The sequence below is a fragment of the Leisingera sp. ANG-S5 genome (assembly GCF_000813925.1).
Lineage (GTDB): Bacteria > Pseudomonadota > Alphaproteobacteria > Rhodobacterales > Rhodobacteraceae > Leisingera.
The window spans coordinates 63,348-86,287 of sequence record NZ_JWLH01000011.1 but is presented as its reverse complement, the minus strand read 5'-3'; the positions used below and the strand labels follow the sequence as shown (position 1 = coordinate 86,287).

General features: G+C 63.5%; 22 protein-coding genes. 17 read left to right on the top strand and 5 right to left on the bottom strand.

Going from position 1 to position 22,940, the window contains the following annotated elements; all coding sequences use genetic code 11:
- Positions 1 to 75: 75 nt before the first annotated feature.
- The 3 genes from RA25_RS17305 to RA25_RS17295 all read left to right on the top strand — a co-directional run bounded on the left by RA25_RS17305 (position 76) and on the right by RA25_RS17295 (position 3,164).
- Positions 76 to 1,632 (top strand): trimethylamine methyltransferase family protein, encoded by a 1,557-nt coding sequence (locus RA25_RS17305; protein WP_039174066.1) that lies wholly within the window; start codon positions 76 to 78, stop codon positions 1,630 to 1,632.
- Positions 1,633 to 1,698: 66 nt separating this feature from the next.
- Entirely contained in the window at positions 1,699 to 2,433 is a 735-nt protein-coding gene (locus RA25_RS17300) for an SDR family NAD(P)-dependent oxidoreductase (protein WP_019294360.1), read from the top strand.
- Positions 2,430 to 3,164, top strand: coding sequence for an SDR family NAD(P)-dependent oxidoreductase (locus RA25_RS17295; protein WP_039174062.1), 735 nt, complete (start codon positions 2,430 to 2,432; stop codon positions 3,162 to 3,164). Before RA25_RS17300 ends, RA25_RS17295 begins: the two co-directional genes overlap by 4 nt.
- Before the next feature lie 70 nt (positions 3,165 to 3,234).
- On the opposite strand, the gene RA25_RS17290 is transcribed toward RA25_RS17295, so the two are convergent.
- Genes RA25_RS17290 through RA25_RS17275 form a run of 4 tightly spaced genes read right to left on the bottom strand, consistent with a single transcriptional unit; the run spans position 3,235 to position 7,710 of the window.
- Positions 3,235 to 4,575: an NAD(P)/FAD-dependent oxidoreductase gene (locus RA25_RS17290; protein ID WP_039174060.1), complete on the bottom strand. Its 1,341-nt coding sequence runs from the start codon at positions 4,573 to 4,575 to the stop codon at positions 3,235 to 3,237.
- Positions 4,572 to 6,071 carry an aldehyde dehydrogenase gene (locus tag RA25_RS17285; RefSeq protein ID WP_039174059.1) on the bottom strand — a complete coding sequence of 500 codons (1,500 nt, stop codon included), beginning with the start codon at positions 6,069 to 6,071 and terminating at the stop codon, positions 4,572 to 4,574. Before RA25_RS17285 ends, RA25_RS17290 begins: the two co-directional genes overlap by 4 nt.
- A gap of 3 nt (positions 6,072 to 6,074) precedes the next feature.
- Positions 6,075 to 6,992, bottom strand: a complete 918-nt coding sequence (locus RA25_RS17280; RefSeq protein WP_039174058.1) for a dihydrodipicolinate synthase family protein — start codon at positions 6,990 to 6,992, stop codon at positions 6,075 to 6,077.
- 7 nt (positions 6,993 to 6,999) lie between these two features.
- Positions 7,000 to 7,710, bottom strand: coding sequence for a GntR family transcriptional regulator (locus RA25_RS17275; RefSeq protein WP_019296938.1), 711 nt, complete (start codon positions 7,708 to 7,710; stop codon positions 7,000 to 7,002).
- 212 nt (positions 7,711 to 7,922) lie between these two features.
- Between RA25_RS17275 and RA25_RS17270 the strand changes: the two genes are divergently transcribed.
- The 13 genes from RA25_RS17270 to nqrF all read left to right on the top strand — a co-directional run bounded on the left by RA25_RS17270 (position 7,923) and on the right by nqrF (position 21,417).
- Positions 7,923 to 8,873, top strand: a complete 951-nt coding sequence (locus tag RA25_RS17270) for a GlxA family transcriptional regulator (protein ID WP_019296939.1) — start codon at positions 7,923 to 7,925, stop codon at positions 8,871 to 8,873.
- A gap of 169 nt (positions 8,874 to 9,042) precedes the next feature.
- The gene (locus RA25_RS17265) at positions 9,043 to 9,957 is read left to right on the top strand and encodes a LysR substrate-binding domain-containing protein (protein ID WP_019296940.1); all 915 of its coding nucleotides are present in this window, start codon (positions 9,043 to 9,045) and stop codon (positions 9,955 to 9,957) included.
- Between the two features lie 96 nt (positions 9,958 to 10,053).
- Positions 10,054 to 11,208 (top strand): aromatic ring-hydroxylating oxygenase subunit alpha, encoded by a 1,155-nt coding sequence (locus RA25_RS17260; protein ID WP_039174056.1) that lies wholly within the window; start codon positions 10,054 to 10,056, stop codon positions 11,206 to 11,208.
- A complete protein-coding gene (locus RA25_RS17255) occupies positions 11,205 to 12,656 on the top strand; it encodes an aldehyde dehydrogenase family protein (RefSeq protein ID WP_039174053.1) in 1,452 nt (483 codons plus the stop codon). The genes RA25_RS17260 and RA25_RS17255 overlap by 4 nt, the downstream gene beginning before the upstream one ends.
- A 3-nt stretch (positions 12,657 to 12,659) precedes the next feature.
- Positions 12,660 to 12,899, top strand: coding sequence for a hypothetical protein (locus RA25_RS17250; protein ID WP_039174050.1), 240 nt, complete (start codon positions 12,660 to 12,662; stop codon positions 12,897 to 12,899).
- A 90-nt stretch (positions 12,900 to 12,989) separates the two neighbouring features.
- Positions 12,990 to 14,084, top strand: coding sequence for an alcohol dehydrogenase family protein (locus RA25_RS17245; protein WP_039174047.1), 1,095 nt, complete (start codon positions 12,990 to 12,992; stop codon positions 14,082 to 14,084).
- Positions 14,081 to 15,205 carry a mandelate racemase/muconate lactonizing enzyme family protein gene (locus RA25_RS17240; protein ID WP_039174045.1) on the top strand — a complete coding sequence of 375 codons (1,125 nt, stop codon included), beginning with the start codon at positions 14,081 to 14,083 and terminating at the stop codon, positions 15,203 to 15,205. The genes RA25_RS17245 and RA25_RS17240 overlap by 4 nt, the downstream gene beginning before the upstream one ends.
- Positions 15,206 to 15,562: 357 nt before the next feature.
- Positions 15,563 to 16,906 carry a Na(+)-translocating NADH-quinone reductase subunit A gene (locus tag RA25_RS17235; RefSeq protein ID WP_039174044.1) on the top strand — a complete coding sequence of 448 codons (1,344 nt, stop codon included), beginning with the start codon at positions 15,563 to 15,565 and terminating at the stop codon, positions 16,904 to 16,906.
- Between the two features lie 5 nt (positions 16,907 to 16,911).
- Positions 16,912 to 18,120: an NADH:ubiquinone reductase (Na(+)-transporting) subunit B gene (locus RA25_RS17230; protein WP_039148304.1), complete on the top strand. Its 1,209-nt coding sequence runs from the start codon at positions 16,912 to 16,914 to the stop codon at positions 18,118 to 18,120.
- Complete coding sequence (locus RA25_RS17225; RefSeq protein ID WP_019296948.1) at positions 18,113 to 18,916, top strand: Na(+)-translocating NADH-quinone reductase subunit C; 804 nt, start codon at positions 18,113 to 18,115, stop codon at positions 18,914 to 18,916. The genes RA25_RS17230 and RA25_RS17225 overlap by 8 nt, the downstream gene beginning before the upstream one ends.
- Positions 18,916 to 19,569: an NADH:ubiquinone reductase (Na(+)-transporting) subunit D gene (locus RA25_RS17220; RefSeq protein ID WP_019296949.1), complete on the top strand. Its 654-nt coding sequence runs from the start codon at positions 18,916 to 18,918 to the stop codon at positions 19,567 to 19,569. The genes RA25_RS17225 and RA25_RS17220 overlap by 1 nt, the downstream gene beginning before the upstream one ends.
- The gene (gene nqrE / locus RA25_RS17215) at positions 19,569 to 20,177 is read left to right on the top strand and encodes an NADH:ubiquinone reductase (Na(+)-transporting) subunit E (protein ID WP_019296950.1); all 609 of its coding nucleotides are present in this window, start codon (positions 19,569 to 19,571) and stop codon (positions 20,175 to 20,177) included. Before RA25_RS17220 ends, nqrE begins: the two co-directional genes overlap by 1 nt.
- Positions 20,178 to 20,193: 16 nt before the next feature.
- Positions 20,194 to 21,417, top strand: coding sequence for an NADH:ubiquinone reductase (Na(+)-transporting) subunit F (gene nqrF / locus RA25_RS17210; RefSeq protein WP_019296951.1), 1,224 nt, complete (start codon positions 20,194 to 20,196; stop codon positions 21,415 to 21,417).
- A gap of 150 nt (positions 21,418 to 21,567) precedes the next feature.
- On the opposite strand, the gene RA25_RS17205 is transcribed toward nqrF, so the two are convergent.
- Positions 21,568 to 22,149: a YceI family protein gene (locus RA25_RS17205; protein ID WP_052254280.1), complete on the bottom strand. Its 582-nt coding sequence runs from the start codon at positions 22,147 to 22,149 to the stop codon at positions 21,568 to 21,570.
- A gap of 151 nt (positions 22,150 to 22,300) precedes the next feature.
- On the opposite strand from RA25_RS17205, the gene RA25_RS17200 reads away from it, so the two are divergent.
- Positions 22,301 to 22,744 carry a MarR family winged helix-turn-helix transcriptional regulator gene (locus RA25_RS17200; RefSeq protein WP_039174041.1) on the top strand — a complete coding sequence of 148 codons (444 nt, stop codon included), beginning with the start codon at positions 22,301 to 22,303 and terminating at the stop codon, positions 22,742 to 22,744.
- Positions 22,745 to 22,940 lie beyond the last annotated feature (196 nt).

Sequence of the window (22,940 nt, the reverse complement as noted above, 5' to 3'; positions counted from 1 at the left end):
GCAACCGGATTTCGCAATCCTGCAGGTGAAACCCGATTCATTTGGAGAAACTCACCGTCAAAGGAGACCCCTGCGATGACTGAGCAAGCCACTGCCACCCGCGCCCGCTCCGGCGGCCGCAACGCCCGCCGCGCCCTGCGCACCGCGCCCAAGTTCGACATGCTGCCGGGGCTGACCCGCAACATCCCGCTGTGCGAGGTGATGGACGGCGGCCAGGTCGAAAAGATCGACAACGCCTCGATGGACATTCTGGAGAATGTGGGCGTCCAGTTCCGCGACCCCATCGCGCTGGAGGACTGGAAGAGGGCAGGGGCCAAGGTCGTGGGAGAACTGGTTTACCTCGACCGCGGCCTGGTGCGGGAATTGATCAAGACCATTCCCAGCGATTTCACTTATCACGCGCGGGATCCGAAAAAGAACGTGCGCCTGGGCGGCAAGCATTCGATCTTTGTGCCGATGACCGGCGCGCCGTTCCTGCGCGACCTGGAGGATGTGCGCCGCAACCCGATGCTGGACGACCTGGCGATGTTCCATAAGCTGGCGCATATGATGCCGGCCCTGCACTCCTCGGCGCACCACATCGTGGAGCCGTATGACCATCCGATCAGCCAGCGCCATCTGCGCATCACCTATTCGTCGATGAAATACTCCGACAAGACGTTCATGGGCATGACCACCAGCCCCAAGAACGCCGAGGACGTGATGGATATGTGCGCCATCCTGTTCGGTGAAGAGTTCATCATGAACAACCCGGTCACCACCGGCAACTGCAACGGCAACTCGCCGCTGGTCTGGGATGAGACCATGCTGGGCGCCATGCGCGCCTTTGGCGCCCGCCGTCAGCCGGTGCTGTGCTCACCCTTTGTTCTGGGCGGCGCCAACACCCCGGCCTCTGTCGCGGCCTCGGTGGCGCAGCTGAACGCAGAGGCGCTGTCGGCGCTGGCTTATACCCAGGTCTGCAACCCGGGCACCCCGGCTATCTACGGCCATTATCTCTCGACCGTCAGCATGAAATCCGGGGCCCCGATGGCGGGCACGCCCGAGATTTCGCTGATGAACTTCATGATCGGCCAGATGGCGCGCTACTACGATGTGCCGTGGCGGACCTCCAACACCCTGGGCGGTGCCAAGACGTTTGACGCGCAAGCGGGATATGAATCCGCCACCACACTGTCGGCAGTGATGCACGCGGGCGCCAACTATATCTGGCATTCGGCAGGCTGGAACGAAGCCGGGATGCACTGCTCGGTTGCAAAATTCATCGTCGATGCGGAGCAATGCGCGATGGCCTACCGGATGGCGGAAGGCCCGAAATGGGACGATTTCGACCAGGCGATTGCCGCGGTGCCGGATGTCGGCCCCGGCGGCCACTACCTGGGCCACCCGCATACGCAGGAGAACTTCCAGGAGGCGTTCTTCATGCCGGAACTGTTCGACAATAACTCGATCGAGCAATGGCAGGCGGAAGGCAGCGTCGAGATTACCGAACGTGCCCTGACTCGCGCCAGGAAGTTGCTGGCGGAGTATCAGGAGCCGAAGCTGGACGAGGCAAAGAACGAAGAACTGCTGGATTACATCGCCCGGCGCGAGCGGGAGATCCCCGCGGCGGATGAGCTGAACCAAAGCTACTAGGTTTCCTCCCCGACTGGCCCGCCCTTCGATAGGGCGGGCTTTTTTTCTGACAGGAAAGGGAACGTAATGGAATTTCATGGAAAATGTGCGCTGGTCACCGGCGCGGCGGGCGGTATAGGCGCCTCCATCGTTCAGCGCCTGCGTGCCGCCGGCGCCACCGTGGCGGTTGCCGACCGCGATACCAGCGGCATTGAGGCCGAGGTGCATCTGCCCGGCAATCTGCTGGACGCAGCATATGCCAACACGCTGCCGCAAGCAGCGGCAGAGGCGCTTGGCGGGCTGGACATCGTCATCAACAACGCCGGCGTTATCACCCGCGGCCCGGTGACCGAGACCTCGGACGCCGATTGGGACCTGTCGATGGGTGTGAACGTGGAGGCGCCGTTCCGCATCTGCCGCGCAGCGATCCCGATCATGGCGCAAACTGGCGGCGGTGCCATCGTCAATACCTCCTCCTGCTGGGGTGGCAAAAACCCGGGACCGAACCACGCGCTCTACTGCATGACCAAGGCGGCGATTGCCTCGCTGACGCAATGCATGGGGATGGATCACGCCCACCAGGGCATCCGCATCAATGCGGTCTGCCCGAATGAGGTGAACACGCCGATGCTGCGGACCGGTTTTGCCAAGCGCGGCTTTGATCCGGACAGCGCCGTTGCGGAGCTGGGCAAGACGGTGCCGCTGGGCCGGATTGCCGAGCCGGAGGATATCGCCGATGTGGTGATGTTCCTGGCGTCAGACGCGGCGCGCTACATGTGCGGGGCGCTGGTGGAGGTGAATGGCGGGAAACCGGTGTCATGAGCCGGTTTCAGGGCAAGGTAGCGCTGGTCACCGGCGGCCGCAGCGGCATCGGTTTGGCAATTGCCCGGCGGCTGCGGGACGAAGGCGCGCGGGTGTTCACCGCGCAGCGCGGGCCGGATGCGGAGTTTGAGGCAATCCCGGCAGATTTCACCGATCCGGACAGCCCGGCGCAGGTGGTGGCCGAGGCTGCCAGCAGGGCAGGGGGGCTGGATGTGCTGGTCAACAATGCCGGCATGATGCAGGAGGCACGCGTCGAGGAGATGACCCTCGCCGACTGGCAGCGCAATCTGACGGTGAACCTGACCGCGCCGTTCCTGATGATCCAGGCGGCGCTGCCGCATTTGCGCAAATCCCGCGGCAGCATCGTCAACACCGGCTCGATCGAGGGGCTGGGCAGCAATCCCGGCCACGCCGCCTACTGCGCCTCCAAGGCGGGGCTGCACGGGCTCACCCGCGCGGTGGCGGTAGACCACGGGCCTGAGGGTATCCGCTGCAACGCGGTGGCGCCGGGCTGGATCGACACGGATCTCAACATGGATCTCATCGAAGGGATGCCTGATCCACAGGCTTTCCGCCGCGATATTGCCGGCATCCACCCGGTGGCCCGCACCGGCAAGCCGGAAGAAGTGGCGGCGCTGGCGGCCTTCCTCGCGTCAGAGGACGCGGGCTTCATAACCGGCCAGGTCTATACCGTGGACGGCGGCCGGATGGCCAAGCTGAGCCTGCCCTGACAGCCGCTTCTTTCTGGTCCGAAATACCCCGGGGGAGGCCGCAGGCCGGGGGCAGCGCCCCCTCCGTCCTCTACTCCTTGCCGGACCGCCATTCCTTCCACATCAGGTAGGTATTGGCGCCCAGCGAGGCAAAGGGTTCCGGCGGCAGTTTGGGCGGCATCGGCTGGGCCAGGAAATGGCTGGCAATCTGTGATCCGCCCTGCAGCACCAGTTCGGCAATGCCCATGCCTTGCAGCGTGCCGCGGGCGATGCCGAGACCGTTCTGGCAGCAGGCGGAATAGACACCCTGATCCAGCTCGCTGAATGCGGCGGAGCCATTGCGGCTGAGGCAGAGCATCCCGGCCCAACGGTGTTCCATCTTGACACCTTCCAGATGCGGGAAGCGTTCCCTGAACTTGCGGTCCTGCACCCAGCCGGCGTTGCGCAGGCGCATTTCGCTGGTCTCGATGGTGGGGTGGAAGCTGGAGCAGGTTCTGACCAGGATCCGGTCGCCATAGGAGCCTGAGATCCGCCGCACGGAGGTGCCCATCGGGTCTGCAGGTGTGACTGACCAGCGCGGTGTGCCGCCAAGCCGCTTGACCTGCTCCGGAGTCAGGCGTTCGGTCATCGAGGCGTAAAGGCAGATGTGCATCAAGCGGCGCTGGTAGAAGCCGAAGCTTTCCAGGTGGCCGTTGTTGGCGAGGATAATTTTGCCGGTGCTGAGGCGCCCCTTGGGGGTGCTGACGAGCCAGCCATCCGCCTGTTTTTCAAACCCGGTGGCGGGGGTGTTTTCAAAGACGCTGATCTGCCCGGCCAGACGCGCCGACAGGGCGCGGATATAGGCGGCGGGCTGGATCATCACCGTGCCGGGCGCATAGAGGCCGGAGGTGTAGTGCGGGCTGCCGGTGCGCTCCTGCATGTCCTGCTGGCTCAGCAGCTGATGCGGCTCGCCCAGCCGCTGCAGATGGGCGGCGAAATCGCGGTTGTGCTGGTCGCCGGCCTTGGTCGCGGCGGCGTTGATCTTGCCTGCGGGGTCGAACATCTCCTGCGGCAGGGCGCAGTCCTGCGCCACCTCCGTGGCGAAGGCGATAGCCTTGCGGTTCATGGCAATCGCGGCCTTGTCGGCCTCCAGCCCCGATCCGGCGTAGTTGTCGGAGGCCAGATCATGCGGCAGGTCGATCATGAAACCGGAATTGCGCCCGGCGGAGCCTTCGGCAAAGCGGCCGGCCTCCAGCAAGACCACCTTCAGCGCCGGATCCAGCTGGTGCAGGCGGCGGGCGGCGGACAGGCCCGCAAATCCACCGCCGATGATGGTGACATCGGCGGTCAGATCATTTTCCAGCACCGGCAGGGGGGCTTGCTGCGGCAGGATGGCATTCCATCCCGCCGCACCGGTCTGCCGGGGCAGGCGTTTGGCAGTGTAGGCGGTCAATCCACGGCCTCGTCTGCGTCGTCGGCCAGGTCGATCCAGATGGTTTTCAGCTGGGTGTACTGGTCGTGGGCATGGACGGAGTTGTCGCGGCCGCCAAAGCCGGACTGCTTGTAGCCGCCGAAGGGCGTGGAAATGTCGCCCTCGCCAAAGCTGTTCACGGTCACCGTGCCTGCCCGGATGGCGCGGGCGCCACGGATCGCGCGTTTGGCGTTGGCGGTGAAGATCGAGGCGCAGAGGCCGTATTCGGTGTCATTGGCGATGCGGATCGCCTCGTCAAAGCCCGTGACCTCGATCACCGACAGGACCGGGCCGAAGATTTCCTCGCGCGCCAGAACCGCGTCGTTGCCCGGCACCTCGACCACGGTCGCCTCGACAAAGGCGCCGCCCTGCGCCTTGCCGCCCAGCACCACGTTTTCTGCCTGTTCCAAGTAGCTGCAGACCTTGTCGAAATGCGCCTGGGACACCAGTGCGCCCATGCGGGTTTCCGGGTCCAGCGGGTCGCCGACGTTCCAGGCCTTGGCGTGATGTGCGATGCGTTCCAGCAGTTCAGCCTTCACATCCTTGTGCACGATCAGGCGGGAGGAGGCGGAGCAGTTTTCGCCCATGTTCCAGAAGGCACCGTTGACGATGTGCGATGCCACCCGGTCCAGGTTCTCGGCGTCGTCCATCACGATGGCGGGGTTCTTGCCGCCCATCTCCAGCACCACTTCCTTGGCGTTGCTCTCGGCTGAGTAGGAGAGGAAGCGCTTGCCGGTCACAGTGGAACCGGTGAAGGAAACCATGTCGATATCCATGTGGCGGCCGATGGGTTCTCCCACATCAGCACCGCCGCCGGGCACGATGTTCAGCACGCCTCGCGGCAGGCCCGCTTCCATCGCCAGTTCCGCGACACGCAGCGCGGTCAATGTGGTTTCCGCGGCGGGTTTCACCACCACAGAGCAGCCTGCGGCCAGCGCCGGGCCGATCTTCCACGCCAGCATCAGGAGCGGGAAATTCCACGGCAATACCAGGCCAACCACGCCGATGGGTTCACGCACCACCATCGCGATGTGATCGTCGGAGGCGGGCGACACCTGGTCATAGATCTTGTCGATCGCTTCCGCGTGCCATTTGATGCAGTGGATGGTCTCCGGCACATCGACGGTTTCGCAGTCATAGATGGTCTTGCCGGAATCCAGGCTTTCCATCACCGCCAGTTCATGGGCGTTGCGGGTCATCAGTTTGCACAGCCGGATCATCACGTCCTTGCGCTCTGACGGGTGCAGGCGGGACCAGCGGCCATCGTCGAAGGCTTCGCGCGCCTTTTCAACCGCAACATCCACATCCGCGGCCCCGCAGGCGGCGATATCCGCCAGCTTCTCGCCGGTGGCCGGGTTCACGGTTTCAAAGGTTTTGCCAGAGGCCGCGGGGCAGTACTTGCCATCAATGAACGCAGCCGTGGGCAGGTCCAGATTGGCGGCGATGGATTTGTATTCGTCTTGAGTAAGCAAAGTCATTCCTTAACCCTCCGCCTCGATATCTGCGATTTTCTGTTTCAGCACCCGCACGACCTGTTCCAGCGCGCGTTTGTCGTCCTTGTTCAGCCCCTTCAGCGGCGCGCGCATGGCGCCGGCCTCGATGCCGTTCATGGTGACGCCGTGCTTGATGGTCTGGATAAACTTGCCGCCCTGTTCCAGCACGCGCATCAAGGGCATCATTGCCGACATGATGCGGCGGCCCTTGGCAAAGTTGCCTTCGATCACGCAGGCATTGTAGAGCGCGACGTGTTCCTTGGGCAGGAAGTTAGAGCCGCCGCAGACCCAGAAGGGCGCGCCCCAGGCAAAGAACTCCAGCGCCTGGTCGTCCATGCCGCAGCCCAGCTGGATATGCGGGTAGTCGCGGGCCAGCAGGTGCACCCTGTTGATGTCGCCGGAGCTTTCCTTGATGCCGCAGAAATTGCGGGAACGGCCGACGCGGTCGAGGAACTCCTCCCCCATCATGGTGCCGGTGCGGTGCGGGTAGTTGTAGAGCATCACTGGCAGGTCAGCGGCCTTATCAATCGCCAGCGCATTCAGCGCGTTTTCGCGGTCGGTCGGGACCGAGTAGGGAGGCGAGGCTAGCAGGATCGAGTCGGCGCCGATCTCCTTGGCGCCTGTTGCCAGAGCGATGGAGTCGCTGGTCAGCATCGCCCCGGTGCCGACGACCAGCGGCAAGCGGCCCTTCAGCCGGTCATGGGTGAAGCGGGCAAGTGCAATGCGTTCCTCGACGGTCTGGGCATAGTTCTCGCCCGTTGAGCCGCCGGAGATCAGCCCGTGCACGCCGTTCTCAACCAGGTATTCAATCACCTCGGCCAGCGCGTCCCAATTGACGCTGCCGTCCTCGAAATGGGGTGTCACCACAGGGGTGTATATCCCCTCAAAGCGGAAAATCGGGGTCATGTCATCCTCATGCAGGGGTTTTGCGTGCGACGGTTCCCAGCGGCACGTCCAGCCCGGCGGGCATGACGAACAGCTCAATCTGGTCGCGCGACAGGTTCCAATGCTCAATCGCCAGCTGGCCCGCCGCCGCCTCGTCGCCGGCCTCGATGGCGGCGATGATGGCGTCGTGCTGGGAGCTGGCCTCATCCAGGTTTTCCGCCATCCGGGCGTCCTGGGGGCGGTAGAAGGTCATGCCGATGCGGGCATGGTCGATCAGCAGGCGCTGAAAGGACGGCAGCAGATAGATGTTGTCCGCCATCTCGCCGGTGATCTCGTGGAAACGGTTGTTGGCCATCGCCCGGTCGGCGCTGGAGCCGGTGCGAAGCGCTGCCTTGAAATCCTCCTGTGCGGACTTCAGCGCCGAGACTTGCGCGGGCGTGGCGTGTTTTGCCGCCAGTTGCATCACCGCGCCATAGATCATCGGTGCGGCCAGGAAGAAGTCGCGCAGGGTCATGTGCGACATCTCGCTGACCCGCGCACCGCGGTTTTCGCGCAAATCCACATAGCCCTCGCCGGCAAGCTGGCGCAGCACCTCGCGCAGGGGCGTGCGCGACAGGCCCGACTCCTCAGAGAGTTTGGCCTCGTCCAGATCGGCGCCGGGGCGCAGCTCCAGCGTCATGATTGCGGTCTTCAGGCGGCTGTAGAGCGCAGCCTTCCGGTTCTTTGAGGCGTCTTTCACGGGCTTCTCTCCTGCCGCTTTGCGGTACGGGATTCTCTGGCTTGCGGGGTCTATGACACAAAAATACATATTGTGTACACAGAAAAAATATGGTGTGTGCAAACAGCGGGCGCAACGCGGCTTGCAGCAGGCAGGGCAGGGGGCCTAGCCTGTCCGGGCGCGAGGGCAATGCAGCCAGGCCCGCACAGCGTTACTTGTCAGGCGGTTGACCCATGACCAAAACCCAGCATTTCGCCTTTCTCCTGCTCGAGGAGTTTTCCCATCTGGCGTTTTCCTGCGCGGTGGAACCGCTGCGGATCGCCAACCTGGTCAGCGGCCAGGATCTCTATGACTGGTCGCTCGGATCGGAGAATGGCGAGACCGCGACCTGCTCAAACGGCTCGGTGACACTGGTGCACTACGGCTTTGACGCGGTCCCGAAATGCGACCGGCTGTTTGCCCTGTCGGGCATCCATATGCGCAATCATGTGACCAAGCCGCTGCTGGCCGCGCTGCGCCGGGAGAAGGCGCGCGGCGTTGCCGTGGGCGCGCTGTGCTCCGGTGCCTGGGTGCTGGCAGAGGCCGGGTTTCTGGATGGCATGCAGGCGGCGATCCATTGGGAATACCACGACAGCTTCATGGAGGCGTTCCCGGAGGTGAACCTGGTGCGCAACGTGTTTGTGTCAGACGAAAAGCACGTGACAGCGTCAGGCGGCACCGCCACGGCGGATCTTATGCTGCATCTGATCGAACGGGACCACGGCTATGACCTGGCGGTCGCGGTGGCCGACCAGATGGTCTACAACGCGGTGCGCAATGCCACGGCTGAGCAGCGGGTGTCGCTGCAGTCGCGCAACGGGATGCGCAACGCGCATCTGGCCCGCGCGATTCAGATGATGCATGACCACATCAGCGATCCCATCTCCCCCGCCCGCATTGCCGAGGAGATTGGTATCTCCACCCGCCAGCTGGAGCGGCTGTTCGGCAAATACCTCAACACCTCGCCCAAGAAATACTCGATGGAGATGCGGCTGGAACGCGCCCGCAATCTGCTGATCCAGACTGAGGCCTCGGTGACCGACGTGGCGCTGTCCTGCGGGTTCGACAGCCCGGGGCATTTTTCCCGGGTCTACAAGGCGGCCTTCAACGTGACCCCGATGCTGCAGCGCGGGCGAATTGAGTGAGGCTGCCGGAAACCGGCGCTGTTTCCGGCCATGAAAAATTGATTTTTCATGGCCGTTTTTCCCGTGGAAAAACGGCGGGTGCCTGAAATTTCCGGTCTGGTCTTCAAAGATGTTTTCCTCATATTGAAATGAAACCCTTTCATCCCAGCCCACAGGCCAGGAGCCGCAGATGTCCCGCCGCCACTACAACCTGCCGCCGTTGACCACCCTTGCGGCCTTTGAGGCTGCGGCCCGGCATCTGAGCTTCAAGAACGCGGCGCAGGAGCTGTCCGTCACGCCCGGCGCGGTCAGCCATCAGGTCAAGGCGCTGGAGGCCGAGTTGCAGGCGCCGCTGTTTCAGCGCAAGCACCGTGGCGTGGAGCTGACTGAGGAGGGCGAAGCGCTGTTTGAAACCCTGGCCTCGTCGTTTTCCAAGATCTCCCTCAGCCTCAAGACCATCCGCGACCGCCAGACCGGGGATACCGTGACTATCGGCTCCACCTCTGCCGTTGCCTCGCTGTGGCTGTCACCCTCGGTGGTGCGGTTCTGGGGCCGGCACCCGGATGTGAACGTCAACCAGATCGTCAATGACCGGCCCCTGCGCAGCATGCCGGATGTGGACTTCTATATCCGTTACGGGCGCGAACGGGACACGCGGCTGGAGCAGACCGAACTGTACCGCGATCACCTGGTGCCTGTCGGCAATGCGGAACTGGCGGAGAAGCTCACCGGCTGCCCGCTGGAGGAGCTGGCGCAAGAGCGGCTTGTGCATCTGGAGTCCGATGACAAAAGCTGGACCACCTGGGCCGACTGGTTTCAGCAGCTGGGCTACGACGGTCCCATCGCAACAGGCGTGCGGGTGAACAATTACGCGGTGGCGCTGCAGGCGGCGCAGGATGGGGTCGGGCTGGTGCTGGGCTGGCAGCGGCTGCTGCACCCCCTGCTGACAACCAGCCAGCTGGTGCCGATCGGCCCGCATGTTCTGGCAGCGCCGCATGGTTTCCATCTGGTGGGCCGACCCGATGCGGAATTGTCGGAATCCGCCCGTTTGCTTCGCAAATGGGTGATTGGCGAGGTCAATCGAAGCTCGGATGAGCTCAGCTAACTCCAGCGCGAAAATTCCTGATATTGAGTGAATCTGGTCTCTGCCTTCAATGGCGCAAAACGCGCACATCTTTTTCCTGCCTTGGAGAGACCCCAGATGAACAAGCATGACACGCTTGCCCCGGTGATGGCTCCGGTCAACGTTGCCAACGGCCTGCCGAACGCCCATTACATCGACCCCGCCGTCTTTGCCGAAGAGAAACGCTCGGTCCTGTTCAAGAACTGGTCCGGCATCGGTTTTGGCAAGGATGTGCCGGAGCCGGGTTATGCCAAGCCGGTGGATTTCCTCGGCATGCCGCTGCTGATCGTGCGCGACAAGGACGGCGAGATCGGCGTCTTCCAGAACACCTGCCGCCACCGCGGCATGATCCTGGTCGAGAAGGCCGGCAAGATCCGCGGCGCTATCCGCTGCGCCTATCACAGCTGGTGCTATGGCCTGGACGGCCGCCTGGTCTCCACCCCGCATGTGGGCGGCCCCGGCAACAACAAGCATGAAGACATCAAGCTGGATGAGCTGGGCCTGGTGCGCATCCGCTCTTACGTCTGGCGCGATGTGGTGTTTGTGAACGTTGACGGCACCGCGCCAGAGTTCGAAGAGGTCCATGCAGGTCTGCTGGAGCGCTGGAAGGAGTTCGAAACCCCGGTGCATCACGGCGGCGAAGACTCTGGCTTCAAGCTGGAAGTCAAAACCAACTGGAAACTGGCGGTCGAAAACTACTGTGAAAGCTATCACCTGCCGTGGGTGCATCCGGGGCTGAACAGCTATTCGCGCCTGGAAGACCACTACAATATCGAAGTGCCGGGCCACTATTCCGGCCAGGGCACCCTGGTCTACCGCCAGATGAAGGGCGAAGACGGCAAGGTGTTCCCGGACTTTGAAGGGCTTTCCAGCAAATGGGACGAAGGCGGCGAATATGTGGCCGTTTACCCGAACGTCCTTCTGGGTGTGCAGCGCGACCATGCCTTTGCGATCATCCTGGAGCCGGTCGACACTGAAAACACCGTTGAGCACATCGAGCTCTATTACGCGAAGTCCAACGAGGACACGCCGGAGCTGGAAAACCTGCGCGCCGAGAACGCCAAGCTGTGGAAAACCGTGTTCGAAGAGGACGTCTTTGTTGTCGAGGGCATGCAGAAGGGCCGCCATGGTGAGCTGTTCGACGGCGGGCGCTTCTCGCCGGCGATGGACGGGCCGACCCATAATTTCCATGCCTGGGTGGCCGATCAGGTGACCAAGGGCCGCGAGGCATGAGTTCTTTCCTGAAAGACGGGCTGGCCAGGAACTTCCTGGCCGGTGCCTGGGTTGAGGGCGACGGCGGTGCACGCATGGCCGTCGAGGATCCCGGTAACGGCAGCCACGTGGGCGACTGCGCGCTGGCGGGCGAGGAGAGCCTGGCGAAAGCGCTGGAAGCGGCGCGGGCAAGTTTCGAGCGCGGCGATCTGGCCGCCATGAAGCCCGCCAAGCGCGGCCAGCTGATGCAGCGCATCGCGGCGGAGATCCGCGGAATTGCTGATGAGGGCGCAGACTTGCTGTGCCGGGAAAGCGGCAAGAGCCTGAGCGCTGCGCATGATGAATTCGAAGAGGCCGCGCAGTATTTCGAATACTACGGCGGCATGGCCGACAAGATCGAAGGCAAGTCGATCCCGCTCGGCCCCGATTACGCTGATTATACGGTCTATGAGCCCTACGGCGTTTCCGCGCAGATCGTGCCGTGGAACTTCCCGGTGTCGATTGCCGCGCGCTCGCTGGCGCCTGCGATGGCGGCGGGCAATTCGGTGATCATCAAATCGCCGGAGCTGGACCCGATGGCGCTGGCAATGCTGGGTGTGGCACTGGAACGCGCCGAGGTGCCTGCAGGCGCAGTGTCAATCCTGAACGGCATTGGCGCAGAACTGGGTGCGCGGCTGGTCGAAAGCCCGATGGTGGATCAGATCGTCTTCACCGGCTCGGTCCCGACCGGCCAGGCGATCCTGCGCGCCGCCGCTAATCCGGTCACGCCCGCGCTGATGGAGCTGGGCGGCAAGTCCGCTGCGGTGGCGTTCGAGGACGCCAATCTGGACACGCTGATGTCCAGCTTGCAAAGCGGTATCTTCTACAACGCCGGTCAGGTCTGCTCTGCCATGTCGCGGGTGCTGGTGCACCGCTCGATTTATGACGAGGCAGTCGAACGCGCCGCCGCACTGGCAAATGGCCTCAGCGTCGGTCATGGGCTGGAAAACCCTGGCCTCACGCCGGTGATCTCTGCCCGGCAGCTGGACGGGATCGAAACCCTGACCGCCACCGCTCGCCAAAGCGGCGCCCGCGCGGCCTCGGGCGGTGCCCGGCTGGAACGGGAAGGCTATTTCATGGCGCCGACCATTCTGGCGGATGTGGACCCCGCATCCCGTGTCGCGCAGGAGGAGATTTTCGGCCCCGTCACCTGCTTTACGCCTTTCGATACCGAAGCCGAAGCCATCACCATGGCAAACGGCACCGAGTTCGGGCTGGTCGCAGGCGTCTTCACCCGCGATCTGGCGCGGGCGCATCGGGTTGCGAACCGTTTGCGCGCCGGGCAGGTGTTCGTGAACGAATGGTTCGCGGGCGGCATCTCCACCCCGTTCGGCGGCGTCGGCAAATCCGGCTTTGGCCGCGAGAAGGGCTTGGAGGCGCTGTATAATTACGTGCGCACCAAGAACATCGCGATCTCGCTGAAGGGCTGAGGGATGGAGCGCGCAGACCTCGACCAGGCGCTGCTGCAGGCGCATGAGGACAAGGACAGCGCCGTGCTGGTCCGGCTGTACACACTGGCTGGGGATCAGGCGGAGGCCGCGGGCAACATTGACGCCGCCTGCTTCTACCTGACCCACGCCTTTGTCTTTGCGCTGGAGGCCGGATTGCCGGCAGCGAAGGAGCTGAACCGCCGCCTGGCGGAGCGCGGCCGCGCGCATCCGCTGGAGCTGTGAGACAAGTTTCAGGGCACTGTCCCCGGGGGGACGGCGCCCTGTTTTGGCCGGCAGGGGAGGGCCGGCCAATCTATTCAGGGAGGTAAGGGCATGATCCCCAGCAAAATGGCGGCGGTTCTGCTGACCGGCCACGGCGGCATCGACAAACTGGAATACCGCACCGATGTGCCGGTACCGCAGCCCGGTCCTGGCGAGGTGCTGATCCGCGTGGCGGCAGCGGGCATCAACAACACTGACATCAACACCCGCATCGGCTGGTATTCCAAGGCGGTGGAGGCTGACACCAACGCGGGCGGTGCCACGGGGTTCGACAGTGTCAACGATGATGACGCCAGCTGGTCCGGCAAGCCGCTGGAATTCCCGCGCATCCAAGGCGCTGACGCTTGCGGCCAAATCGCGGCGGTGGGGGAGGGGGTCGATCCCGCCCGCATCGGCGAGCGGGTGCTGGTGCGCAACATGCTGCGGACTTACGTCGACTACCGCCCCTATGAATGCTGGACTTTCGGCAGCGAATGCGACGGCGGCTTTGCCCAGTTTGCGGTGGCGCCTGCGCGCGAAACCCATGCGGTGAACTGCGATTGGTCCGATGCGGAACTCGCCTCGATCCCCTGCGCCTATTCCACCGCGGAAAACATGCTGCACCGGGTGGGCCTGGGCGCGGAGACCGTGCTGATTTCCGGTGCCTCCGGCGGCGTCGGCTCTGCCGCTGTGCAGCTGGCCAAGCGCCGCGGCGCCACGGTGATTGCGCTGTCCTCTGCCGCCAAGGCGGAGGAAGTGCTGGCGCTTGGCGCCGACCGGGTGGTGGACCGCAATGCGGATCTGGTCAAGGAACTGGGCGAAGGCTCCATCGACGTGGTTGTCGATCTGGTTGCCGGTCCGCAATGGCCGTCATTTCTGGACGTTTTACGGCGCGGCGGGCGCTACACCACCGCCGGCGCCATTGCCGGGCCGATTTCAGAGATCGACGTGCGCACGCTTTACCTCAAGGACCTGACCCTGATGGGCTGCACTTTCCAGGAGGATGAGGTGTTCGCCAATCTGATCTCTTACATCGAAGCCGGCGAAATCCGCCCGCTGGTGGCCAAGACCTATCCGCTGAGCGACATTGCCGCCGCGCAGGAGGACTTCCTGAGCAAGAAGCATACCGGCAAGTTGGTTCTGATGATCCCGGAGGCTGTGGCGTGAAGATCAAGAAGATCGAGCTGTACCAACTGGACCTGCCCTATTCAGGCGGCGTCTACATGCTGTCGGGCGGGCGGGAATACCGCAGCTTTGACGCGACTTTCGCGCGCATCACCACCGACACCGGGCTGGAGGGCTGGGGCGAAAGCACGCCGTTCGGCTCCACCTATATCGCTGCGCATGCCCTGGGTGTAAGGGCGGGCATTGCCGAGATCGCGCCCTATCTTCTGGGCCGCGACCCGCGGCAGATGGACCGCATCAACGAGGCAATGGACGAGGCGCTGCTGGGCCACAACCACGCCAAGTCGGCAATTGACCTCGCCTGCTGGGACCTGTTCGGCAAGTCGGTGAACCTGCCGGTCTGCGAGCTGCTGGGCGGCTCGACGGGCAAACGCCTGCCGGTGATCTCTTCAATCTATGCAGGCAGCCCGGAAGACATGCGCGCCCGCGTCGCGCAGCACCGGGAGATGGGGTATCTGGGCCATTCGGTGAAGATCGGCGCGCTGGACGGCGAAGGCGGCCCGGCGCTGGACGCTGAGCGCATCCGTGCGTCGCTGGCCGACCGTCAGCCGGGCGAGTTCTTCTTGGTTGATGCTAACGGCGGGCTGACACCGGAAACCGCGCTGCGGATGCTGCGGATGCTGCCGGAGGGGCTGGATTTCGTGCTGGAGGCGCCCTGCAAGACCTGGCGCGAGACCATGTCGCTGCGCAAACGCTGCACTGTGCCGATCATCTTGGATGAGCTGGTGCAGCAGGATGAGGACATCGCTCTGATGCTGGCCGAGGATGTGGCCGATGGCATTGGCCTCAAGATCTCCAAGGCCGGGGGGCTGACCCATGGGCGGCGGCACCGGGACATGTGCCTGTCCGCGGGTGCGACGGTCAGCGTGCAGGATACCGTCGGGTCCGTGGTCGCGTTTTCCGCCATCGCCCATCTGGGTGCGACGGTGCCGGAGCGGTCCCTGCGCTGCATTCTGGACTGCCGCGATATGGTGACGCTGAAAACAGCAGAATTCGACGCACCAGTGCAGGACGGCGGCGTGCTGGTGCCCGACGCGCCGGGGCTGGGGATCACCGTCGACCGCGGCCTGATGGGCGCGCCGCAGGCCGTTTGGGAGGCCTGAATACGCAGTATTTGGTAGAATCAGTTTCAACCGCGTGTTGAGACTGGCAGGCAGACTGGCCCGCCCTGGCGGCGCCTGCGGGAACGGCGTTGCCGTTTCCGCCTGTCCGCTTTGACGGTTTCCCGAAGGGCGTGAGCGCCAACAGTCTGATAAAAGCGCGGCACACACAGGAAATCGGGAAACTGGCAGGGGCACAGCCTTGCCAATCGGCGCCGAATTTGATTCGAGTGCGCCGGAAATCAGGACAGGCTGTGCGGATGTGCGGAAAACGGCGTTTTGTGCGTTTTCTTTGCCGCCGCTGCCGGAACGGGGTAAGAACCGCCACGGGATTCGGCCTTGGAGGGACGTAGCGCAAATATGAAGACATTTAACTTGAGAAAGGGGCTGGATCTGCCGGTGACAGGCGCACCGGAGCAGGTGATCCACGATGGCCCCTCCATCACCTCGGTGGCCGTGCTGGGCCCCGACTACATGGGCCTGAAACCCCGCATGCTGGTGCAGGAAGGCGAGGAGGTCCGCCGCGGCACCCCGCTGTTCTGCCACAAGGATGCCGAGGCCGCGCTGATGGTGGCCCCGGTGACCGGCAAGGTCGTGGCGATCAACCGCGGCGCGCGCCGGGTGCTGGAAAGCGTGGTGATTGCGATTTCCGATGCCGAAGATACCGGCCTTGATTTCTCCGCCACCGGCAATGCTGACACGGCTGAGGGCCTGACCGAAAAGCTGTGCGCCGCCGGTCTCTGGACCGCCTTCCGCACCCGTCCCTATTCCAAGATGCCGCAGCCGGGGTCCAAGCCCGCCGCGATCTTTGTAACCGCGATGGACAGCGAGCCGCTGGCCGCAGATGCCGCCGTGATCATCAATGACGCGGCTGAGGCGTTTGAGGCGGGCCTGAAGGCCGTGACCCTGCTGACCGACGGCACCACCTATCTGTGCCAGAAGGCAGGCGACAGCATTCCGGGTGCGAACCTTGCCGGTGTCGAGGCTGCGGGTTTCTCCGGCCCGCACCCCTCGGGTCTGGCGGGCACCCACATCCACTTCCTGCATCCCGTCCGCGCGAACGACCAAGTCTGGACCGTGTCCTATCAGGACGTGATCGCCATCGGCCGCCTGCTGCTGACCGGTCATCTGGACCCCTCCACCGTGGTTGCCATCTCCGGTCCCGCTGCGCGCAGCCCCCGTCTGGTCCGCACCGTGACAGGCGCCTCCACCGATGAACTGACCCGCGGCGAGATCGCCTCGGACGGTCCGGTGCGGGTGATCTCCGGGTCGATCCTGTCGGGCCGCCACGCGGCTGGCTCGCTGGCGTTCCTGGGCCGCTTTGCCCGCCAGGTTGCGATCATCGAAGAAGACCGCAAGCAGATCCCGCTGGGCTGGATCCGCCCGATGGGCAGCAAATACGCGGTGCAGCCGGTGCTGGGCTCTGCGCTCAGCCGCAAGCTGTTCAACCTCACCAGCAACCTCAACGGCGGCCGTCGGGCGATGGTGCCCACCGGCACCTTTGAGCAGCTGATGCCGCAGGACTACCTGCCGACGCAATTGCTGCGCGCGCTGCTGGTGATGGACACCGACACCGCACAGGCGCTGGGTGCGCTGGAGCTGGACGAAGAGGACATGGGCCTCGTCGGCTTTGCCTGCCCGGCCAAGTACGAATACGGGCTGGCGCTGCGCGACTGCCTGACCAAGATTGAAAAGGAGGGCTGAGCCGGATGGGATTGCGCAGCTTCTTTGACAGGATCGAGCCGCATTTCGAGAAGGGGGGCAAGTACGAAAAGCTCTTCCCCGTCTACGAGATGGTGGAGTCCTTCCTTTATACCCCGAAAACCGTCACCTCGGTGGCGCCGCATGCCCGTTCATACGTCGATATGAAGCGGATCATGACCTATGTGGTGATCGCCACCATCCCCTGCATCCTGTGGGGTATGTGGAACACCGGCTACCAGGCGAACTCGGCAATTGCCGCGCTGGGGGCTGACGCGGCCACCGGCTGGCGGATCGCCATCCTGCAGATGTTCGGCATCTCGCTGGATGCGGCGAACCCGATGGCCAACATCGCGCACGGGTTCCTGTATTTCCTGCCGATCTACATCGTGACGCTGGTTGCGGGCGGCATCTTTGAGGTGATCTTTGCCACTGTCCGAGGCCACGAGGTGAACGAGGGCTTCCTTGTGACCTCGATGCTCTACACTCTGATCATGCCGGCCTCCGCGCCGCTGTGGCAGGTGGCGCTTGGCATCATCTTCGGCGTGGTGATCGGCAAGGAAGTCTTTGGCGGCACCGGCAAGAACTTCCTGAACCCGGCGCTGGTGGGCCGTGCGTTCCTGTATTTCGCCTATCCGGCGAACATGTCGGGCGATGCGGTCTGGACCCCGGTTGACGGCTTCTCCGGCGCGACCGCGCTGGGTGTGACTGCTGCCGAGGGCGTGCAGGCGCTGGCCGCCAAGGGCATCGAATGGTCGGATGCGTTCTTTGGCACCATTCAGGGCAGCTTTGGCGAGACCTCGACGCTGGCCTGTGCCATCGGGCTTTGCTTCCTGCTGTTCACCAAGATCGCCAACTGGCGCCTGATTGTGGGCTGCCTGGCAGGCATGATTGCCTTCTCGATGCTGCTGAACCTGATTGGCTCCGACAGCAACCCGATGTTTGCGATGCCGTGGTACTGGCACCTGGTGCTGGGCGGCTATGCATTCGGCCTGGTGTTCATGGTGACCGAACCCGTGTCCGCATCCCACACCAACGCAGGCCGCTACATCTACGGTGCCCTCATCGGCGTGATGGTGGTGCTGATCCGGGTGCTGAACCCGGCCTTCCCCGAAGGCATGATGCTGGCGATCCTGTTCGGCAACGTTTTTGCACCGCTGATCGACTACTTCGTCGTGCAGGCCAACATCAAACGGAGGGCGCGCCGCCATGGCTGATACCCAAAGCAAGGGCCTGATTGGCCGCTTCCTGGCCGCATCGCCGGATTCCGTCGGCAAGACCTTGTTCATCGCTGTTGCTGTCTGCCTGGTGGCCTCGATGATCGTGTCCACCGCCGCGGTGTCCCTGCGCCCGGTGCAGGAAGTGAACCGCAAACGCGACAAGCAGCTGAACGTTCTGCAGGTGGCCGGCCTTTATGAGCCGGGCATCAAAGTGGCTGAGGCCTTCGCCGCCTTTGAACCGCAGGTGCTGGATCTGGAAACCGGTGAGTTCACCGACCAGTTCGATGCTGCCAATTTCGACGATCTGGCCGCCGCGCAGGATCCGGAACTGAGCCGCGCGCTGGACAATGATCCGGCGGGCATCGGCCGCCAGTCGCGCTACAAGACCGTGTACCTGCTGCGCGAGGAAAACGGCGATCTGGACAAGGTGATCCTGCCGGTCCACGGCTACGGCCTATGGTCAACCCTCTATGGCTTCATCGCGGTTGAGGAAAACGGCAACGACATCTTTGGCCTGCAGTTCTACCAGCACGGCGAAACCCCAGGCCTCGGCGCCGAGGTGGACAACCCGCGCTGGAAGTCCCTGTGGAGCGGCAAGAAGCTGCATGACGAAAGCGGCGAGCTGCAGATCAGCGTTGCCAAGGCGCAAGGCCCCGCCGGGCCGGAGCATCACATTGATGCGCTGGCTGGTGCGACGCTGACCTCTGTCGGCGTGGACAACCTGGTGAAATTCTGGATGGGCGAAGAGGGCTACGCACCCTTCCTGGCCGCCCTTAAAGCGGGAGAGCTCTGATGGCGCAGACCAAGAAAGACATGCTGGTCGACCCATTGGTCGACAACAACCCGATCACGCTGCAGGTTCTGGGCATCTGCTCGGCGCTGGCGGTGACCTCCTCGCTGCAGGTGGCCTTTGTGATGACCCTGGCGGTGACCTTTGTGACCGCGTTCTCGTCGATGTTCATCTCGATGCTGCGGAACCAGATCCCCTCGTCGATCCGGATCATCGTGCAGATGGTCATCATCGCCTCGCTGGTGATCCTGGTGGATCAGGTGCTCAAAGCCTACGCCTTTGAGATCTCCAAGACCCTGTCGGTCTTTGTTGGCCTGATCATCACCAACTGCATCGTGATGGGCCGTGCCGAGGCGTTCGCCATGAGCAACCCGCCGGTGGCGTCCTTCATAGACGGCCTCGGCAACGGCATGGGCTATGGCCTTATCCTGATGCTGGTCGGCATCATCCGCGAGCTGTTCGGCTCCGGCTCCCTGTTCGGCATCACCATCCTGGAAACCGTGAACAACGGCGGCTGGTATGTGCCGAACGGCATGCTGCTGCTGCCGCCCTCGGCGTTCTTCGTGATCGGCCTGCTGATCTGGGCGTTCCGCACCTGGAAGCCGAACCAGGTCGAAGAGCGTGAATATAAAATCCAGAATGTGGAGGCGCACTGATGGAAGGGCTGATTTCACTCGCCGTTAAGGCCATCTTTGTCGAGAACCTCGCGCTCTCCTTCTTCCTGGGCATGTGCACCTTCATTGCGGTGTCCAAGAAGATTTCCACCGCGCTGGGTCTGGGGATTTCGGTGATGCTGGTGCAGGCGATCACCGTGCCGACCAACAACCTGCTGCTGACCTACCTCTTGAAGCCGGGCGCGCTGGCCTGGGCGGGTTTCCCGGATGTGGACCTGACCTTCCTCGGCCTGATCTCCTATATCGGGGTGATTGCGGCAATGGTGCAGATCCTGGAGATGATCCTCGATAAGTACTTCCCGCCGCTCTACAACGCGCTGGGGGTCTTCCTGCCGCTGATCACGGTGAACTGCGCCATCCTGGGCGGCTCGCTGTTCATGGTGGAACGCGACTACAACTTCGCGGAAGCAACCACTTACGGCCTCTCCTCCGGCTTTGGCTGGGCGCTGGCGATCACCGCGATGGCGGGCGTGCGCGAGAAGCTGAAGTATTCCGACGTGCCGGACGGCCTGCAGGGCCTGGGCATCACCTTTATCACCGCGGGTCTGATGGCGATGGCCTTCATGTCCTTCAGCGGCGTCAAACTGTAAGGGAGCGTCTGAAGTTATGGAAACTTTCTCGCTCGGCGTTGTCCTGTTCACGTTGATCGTGCTGGCGCTGGTGGCCATCATCCTGGCTGCCCGCTCCCGCCTGGTCGCGTCCGGCAACGTCAACATCACCATCAACGGCGAAAAAACCATCTCGGTGCCTGCGGGCGGCAAGCTGCTGCAGACGCTGGCGGCTGAGAAACTGTTTGTCCCCTCCGCCTGCGGCGGCGGGGGCACTTGCGCCCAGTGCCGGGTGCGTGTGCATTCCGGCGGCGGCTCTATCCTGCCGACCGAGGAAAGCCACATCACCAAGCGCGAGGCGTCTTGCGGCGACCGCCTGTCTTGTCAGGTGGCGGTCAAGCAGGACATGGAAGTTGAAGTTCCCGAGGAAGTCTTCGGCGTCAAGAAATGGCGCTGCAAGGTGCGGTCGAACGACAACGTGGCGACCTTCATCAAGGCGCTGGTTCTGGAACTGCCCGAAGGCGAGGATGTGAACTTCCGCGCCGGCGGCTACATCCAGATCGAAGCGCCCGCGCACCAGCTGGCCTACACCGACTTCGACATTCAGGAGGAGTACCGGGAGGATTGGGACCGCTTCAATCTGTGGCAGTACAAATCCGTCGTGGATGAGCCGGTCGAGCGCGCCTATTCGATGGCGAACTACCCGGACGAGAAGGGCATCATCATGCTGAACGTCCGCGTCGCCTCGCCGCCTCCGGGCAGCAGCGACATTCCGGCAGGCAAGATGTCGTCCTACATCTTCAACCTGAAGCCGGGCGACGAAGTCACCATCTCGGGGCCCTTCGGCGAGTTCTTTGCCCGCGAGACCCAGAAGGAAATGGTGTTCATCGGCGGCGGTGCCGGCATGGCACCAATGCGCAGCCACATCTTCGACCAGCTGAAACGGCTGGAGAACCGCGACCGCAAGATCAGCTTCTGGTACGGTGCGCGGTCGAAGAAGGAGATGTTCTTTGTCGAGGACTTCGACCAGCTGGCCGAGGAGTTCGACAACTTCGACTGGCACGTCGCCCTGTCCGACGCGCAGCCGGAGGACGACTGGAAAGGCTACACCGGCTTTATCCATAACGTTCTGTTCGAGGAGTACCTCAAGAACCACCCGGCGCCGGAAGACTGCGAATTCTACATGTGCGGCCCGCCGATCATGAACCAGTCGGTGATCAACATGCTGCTGGATCTGGGTGTGGACCGCGAGGACATCATGCTGGACGACTTCGGCGGCTGAGCCGAAGCGCAGAGCAGAAGATCAAAAGCCCCGGATGTGTCCATCCGGGGCTTTTTTGCTGTCTTCAAATCCGAGCCGGGGAGGGGGGTGACATGTATGCACCCCCTGTACACCCCCCGTGCACCGCCTGATGCACCGGCTGGGCAGAAATCACTCAGCCTTCAGTTCGCTGACGATCTGGATGGTGATCGGCCCGGTGGAGAAGCCGCCGACACCAAAGGACTGGTGGTCGATTGTTGTGGTGGCTTCAAACGCCGCCCAGTCGCCCTGGTAGTATTCGATCGCTCCGCCCAGCGGGTGCGGGCCGAGGTGGGTCATGGTGGTATCCAGCACCACGGACTGGGTAGTGCCGTGAATGGTCAGATCGCCGGTCACCTTGGCGGTCTTGTCGCCGGTCTTCTCGATCCCGGTGCTGACAAAGGTGATCTCGGGGTAGGTTGCGACCTCCAGGAAGTCGGCACTGGACAGGTGGTCGTCCAGCGGCCCGAACCCGGTGGCGACGCTGTCCGCCTTGATGGTCACATTCAGGGTGGAGGCTTCGGGGTTTTCCGGATCCAGCACCAGAGTGCCCTGGGCGTCGGTAAACTCGCCGCTCTGCATCGAGACGCCGGCGTGGCTCCAGCTGAATTTGACCTCGGTATGGCCCTGATCGGTCTTGTAGGTGGTGGCGGCAAAGGCGGCGGGAGCGGCCAGCAGCGCGGCGGCGGCGAGGGAGGCAATCCTGATCATCATGGCAGTCTTCCTGTCGGATGGGGTTGGGCCGGGAACGGCTCTTGTTACGTGAGGATGCGATTGATCCGGGATGGATGCTATGACATCTATTTTTGCGCATCCACCGGCAACGGCGGAACCGCAGCCCTGTTCACCAACTCGTGAAGACGTGATGACGCCCAGCCCACGCGAAACCGCAATCTGGATCCTGTTGAACCGCGCCCACCGGCAGACCCACCGTGACATGGAGGCCAAGCTGCGGGCGGCGGGTTTGCCGCCGCTCAGGTGGTATGACGTGCTGTGGGGGATCGAGATGGCCGGGGCGGACGGCGTGCGGGCCTATGAGCTGACCCGCAACCTGCTGTTTGAGCAATCCAACCTGTCGCGCATTCTGGCGCAGATGGTGAAACAGGGGCTGGTGCGCGAAACCGTGTTCGAACAGGACCGCCGCGGCAAGCTGCTGCATCTGACAGAGGCCGGCGCTGCGCTGCGGCTGCAGATGTGGCAGATCTACGGTGCGGCGATCAAACAGGCGATGGAACCCTTGGACAGCGCGGAGGATCTGGAGGCGTTTCTGGAGCGCCTGCAAAAGACCGGCGGCGGGCCGTTTCCGTGACCATCGGGCACCGGGCTGAATAGACCATGCGCTGTCGGCTGGAGCAGACCTTACTCAATCCTGGATCGCTGGCTGCCAGGCTATTCTGAGGCGAACCGGGCCTTCAGAACGGGACATGCGGCAAGTTGGAAAGCAGGACTTTCCGGTCCTTTGCTGCAACATATGCCGACGATAGCATCTAGCGATCTTAGGCTCT

Excerpts from the sequence above, each read along its gene's own strand:
- RA25_RS17305 (WP_039174066.1), top strand. The coding sequence starts at position 76 with ATGACTGAGCAAGCCACTGCCACCCGCGCCCGCTCCGGCGGCCGCAAC.
- RA25_RS17300 (WP_019294360.1), top strand. The coding sequence starts at position 1,699 with ATGGAATTTCATGGAAAATGTGCGCTGGTCACCGGCGCGGCGGGCGGT.
- RA25_RS17295 (WP_039174062.1), top strand. The coding sequence starts at position 2,430 with ATGAGCCGGTTTCAGGGCAAGGTAGCGCTGGTCACCGGCGGCCGCAGC.
- RA25_RS17285 (WP_039174059.1), bottom strand. The coding sequence starts at position 6,071 with ATGACTTTGCTTACTCAAGACGAATACAAATCCATCGCCGCCAATCTG.
- RA25_RS17280 (WP_039174058.1), bottom strand. The coding sequence starts at position 6,992 with ATGACCCCGATTTTCCGCTTTGAGGGGATATACACCCCTGTGGTGACA.
- RA25_RS17270 (WP_019296939.1), top strand. The coding sequence starts at position 7,923 with ATGACCAAAACCCAGCATTTCGCCTTTCTCCTGCTCGAGGAGTTTTCC.
- RA25_RS17265 (WP_019296940.1), top strand. The coding sequence starts at position 9,043 with ATGTCCCGCCGCCACTACAACCTGCCGCCGTTGACCACCCTTGCGGCC.
- RA25_RS17260 (WP_039174056.1), top strand. The coding sequence starts at position 10,054 with ATGAACAAGCATGACACGCTTGCCCCGGTGATGGCTCCGGTCAACGTT.
- RA25_RS17255 (WP_039174053.1), top strand. The coding sequence starts at position 11,205 with ATGAGTTCTTTCCTGAAAGACGGGCTGGCCAGGAACTTCCTGGCCGGT.
- RA25_RS17250 (WP_039174050.1), top strand. The coding sequence starts at position 12,660 with ATGGAGCGCGCAGACCTCGACCAGGCGCTGCTGCAGGCGCATGAGGAC.
- RA25_RS17245 (WP_039174047.1), top strand. The coding sequence starts at position 12,990 with ATGATCCCCAGCAAAATGGCGGCGGTTCTGCTGACCGGCCACGGCGGC.
- RA25_RS17235 (WP_039174044.1), top strand. The coding sequence starts at position 15,563 with ATGAAGACATTTAACTTGAGAAAGGGGCTGGATCTGCCGGTGACAGGC.
- RA25_RS17230 (WP_039148304.1), top strand. The coding sequence starts at position 16,912 with ATGGGATTGCGCAGCTTCTTTGACAGGATCGAGCCGCATTTCGAGAAG.
- RA25_RS17225 (WP_019296948.1), top strand. The coding sequence starts at position 18,113 with ATGGCTGATACCCAAAGCAAGGGCCTGATTGGCCGCTTCCTGGCCGCA.
- RA25_RS17220 (WP_019296949.1), top strand. The coding sequence starts at position 18,916 with ATGGCGCAGACCAAGAAAGACATGCTGGTCGACCCATTGGTCGACAAC.
- nqrE (WP_019296950.1), top strand. The coding sequence starts at position 19,569 with ATGGAAGGGCTGATTTCACTCGCCGTTAAGGCCATCTTTGTCGAGAAC.
- nqrF (WP_019296951.1), top strand. The coding sequence starts at position 20,194 with ATGGAAACTTTCTCGCTCGGCGTTGTCCTGTTCACGTTGATCGTGCTG.
- RA25_RS17205 (WP_052254280.1), bottom strand. The coding sequence starts at position 22,149 with ATGATGATCAGGATTGCCTCCCTCGCCGCCGCCGCGCTGCTGGCCGCT.
- RA25_RS17200 (WP_039174041.1), top strand. The coding sequence starts at position 22,301 with ATGACGCCCAGCCCACGCGAAACCGCAATCTGGATCCTGTTGAACCGC.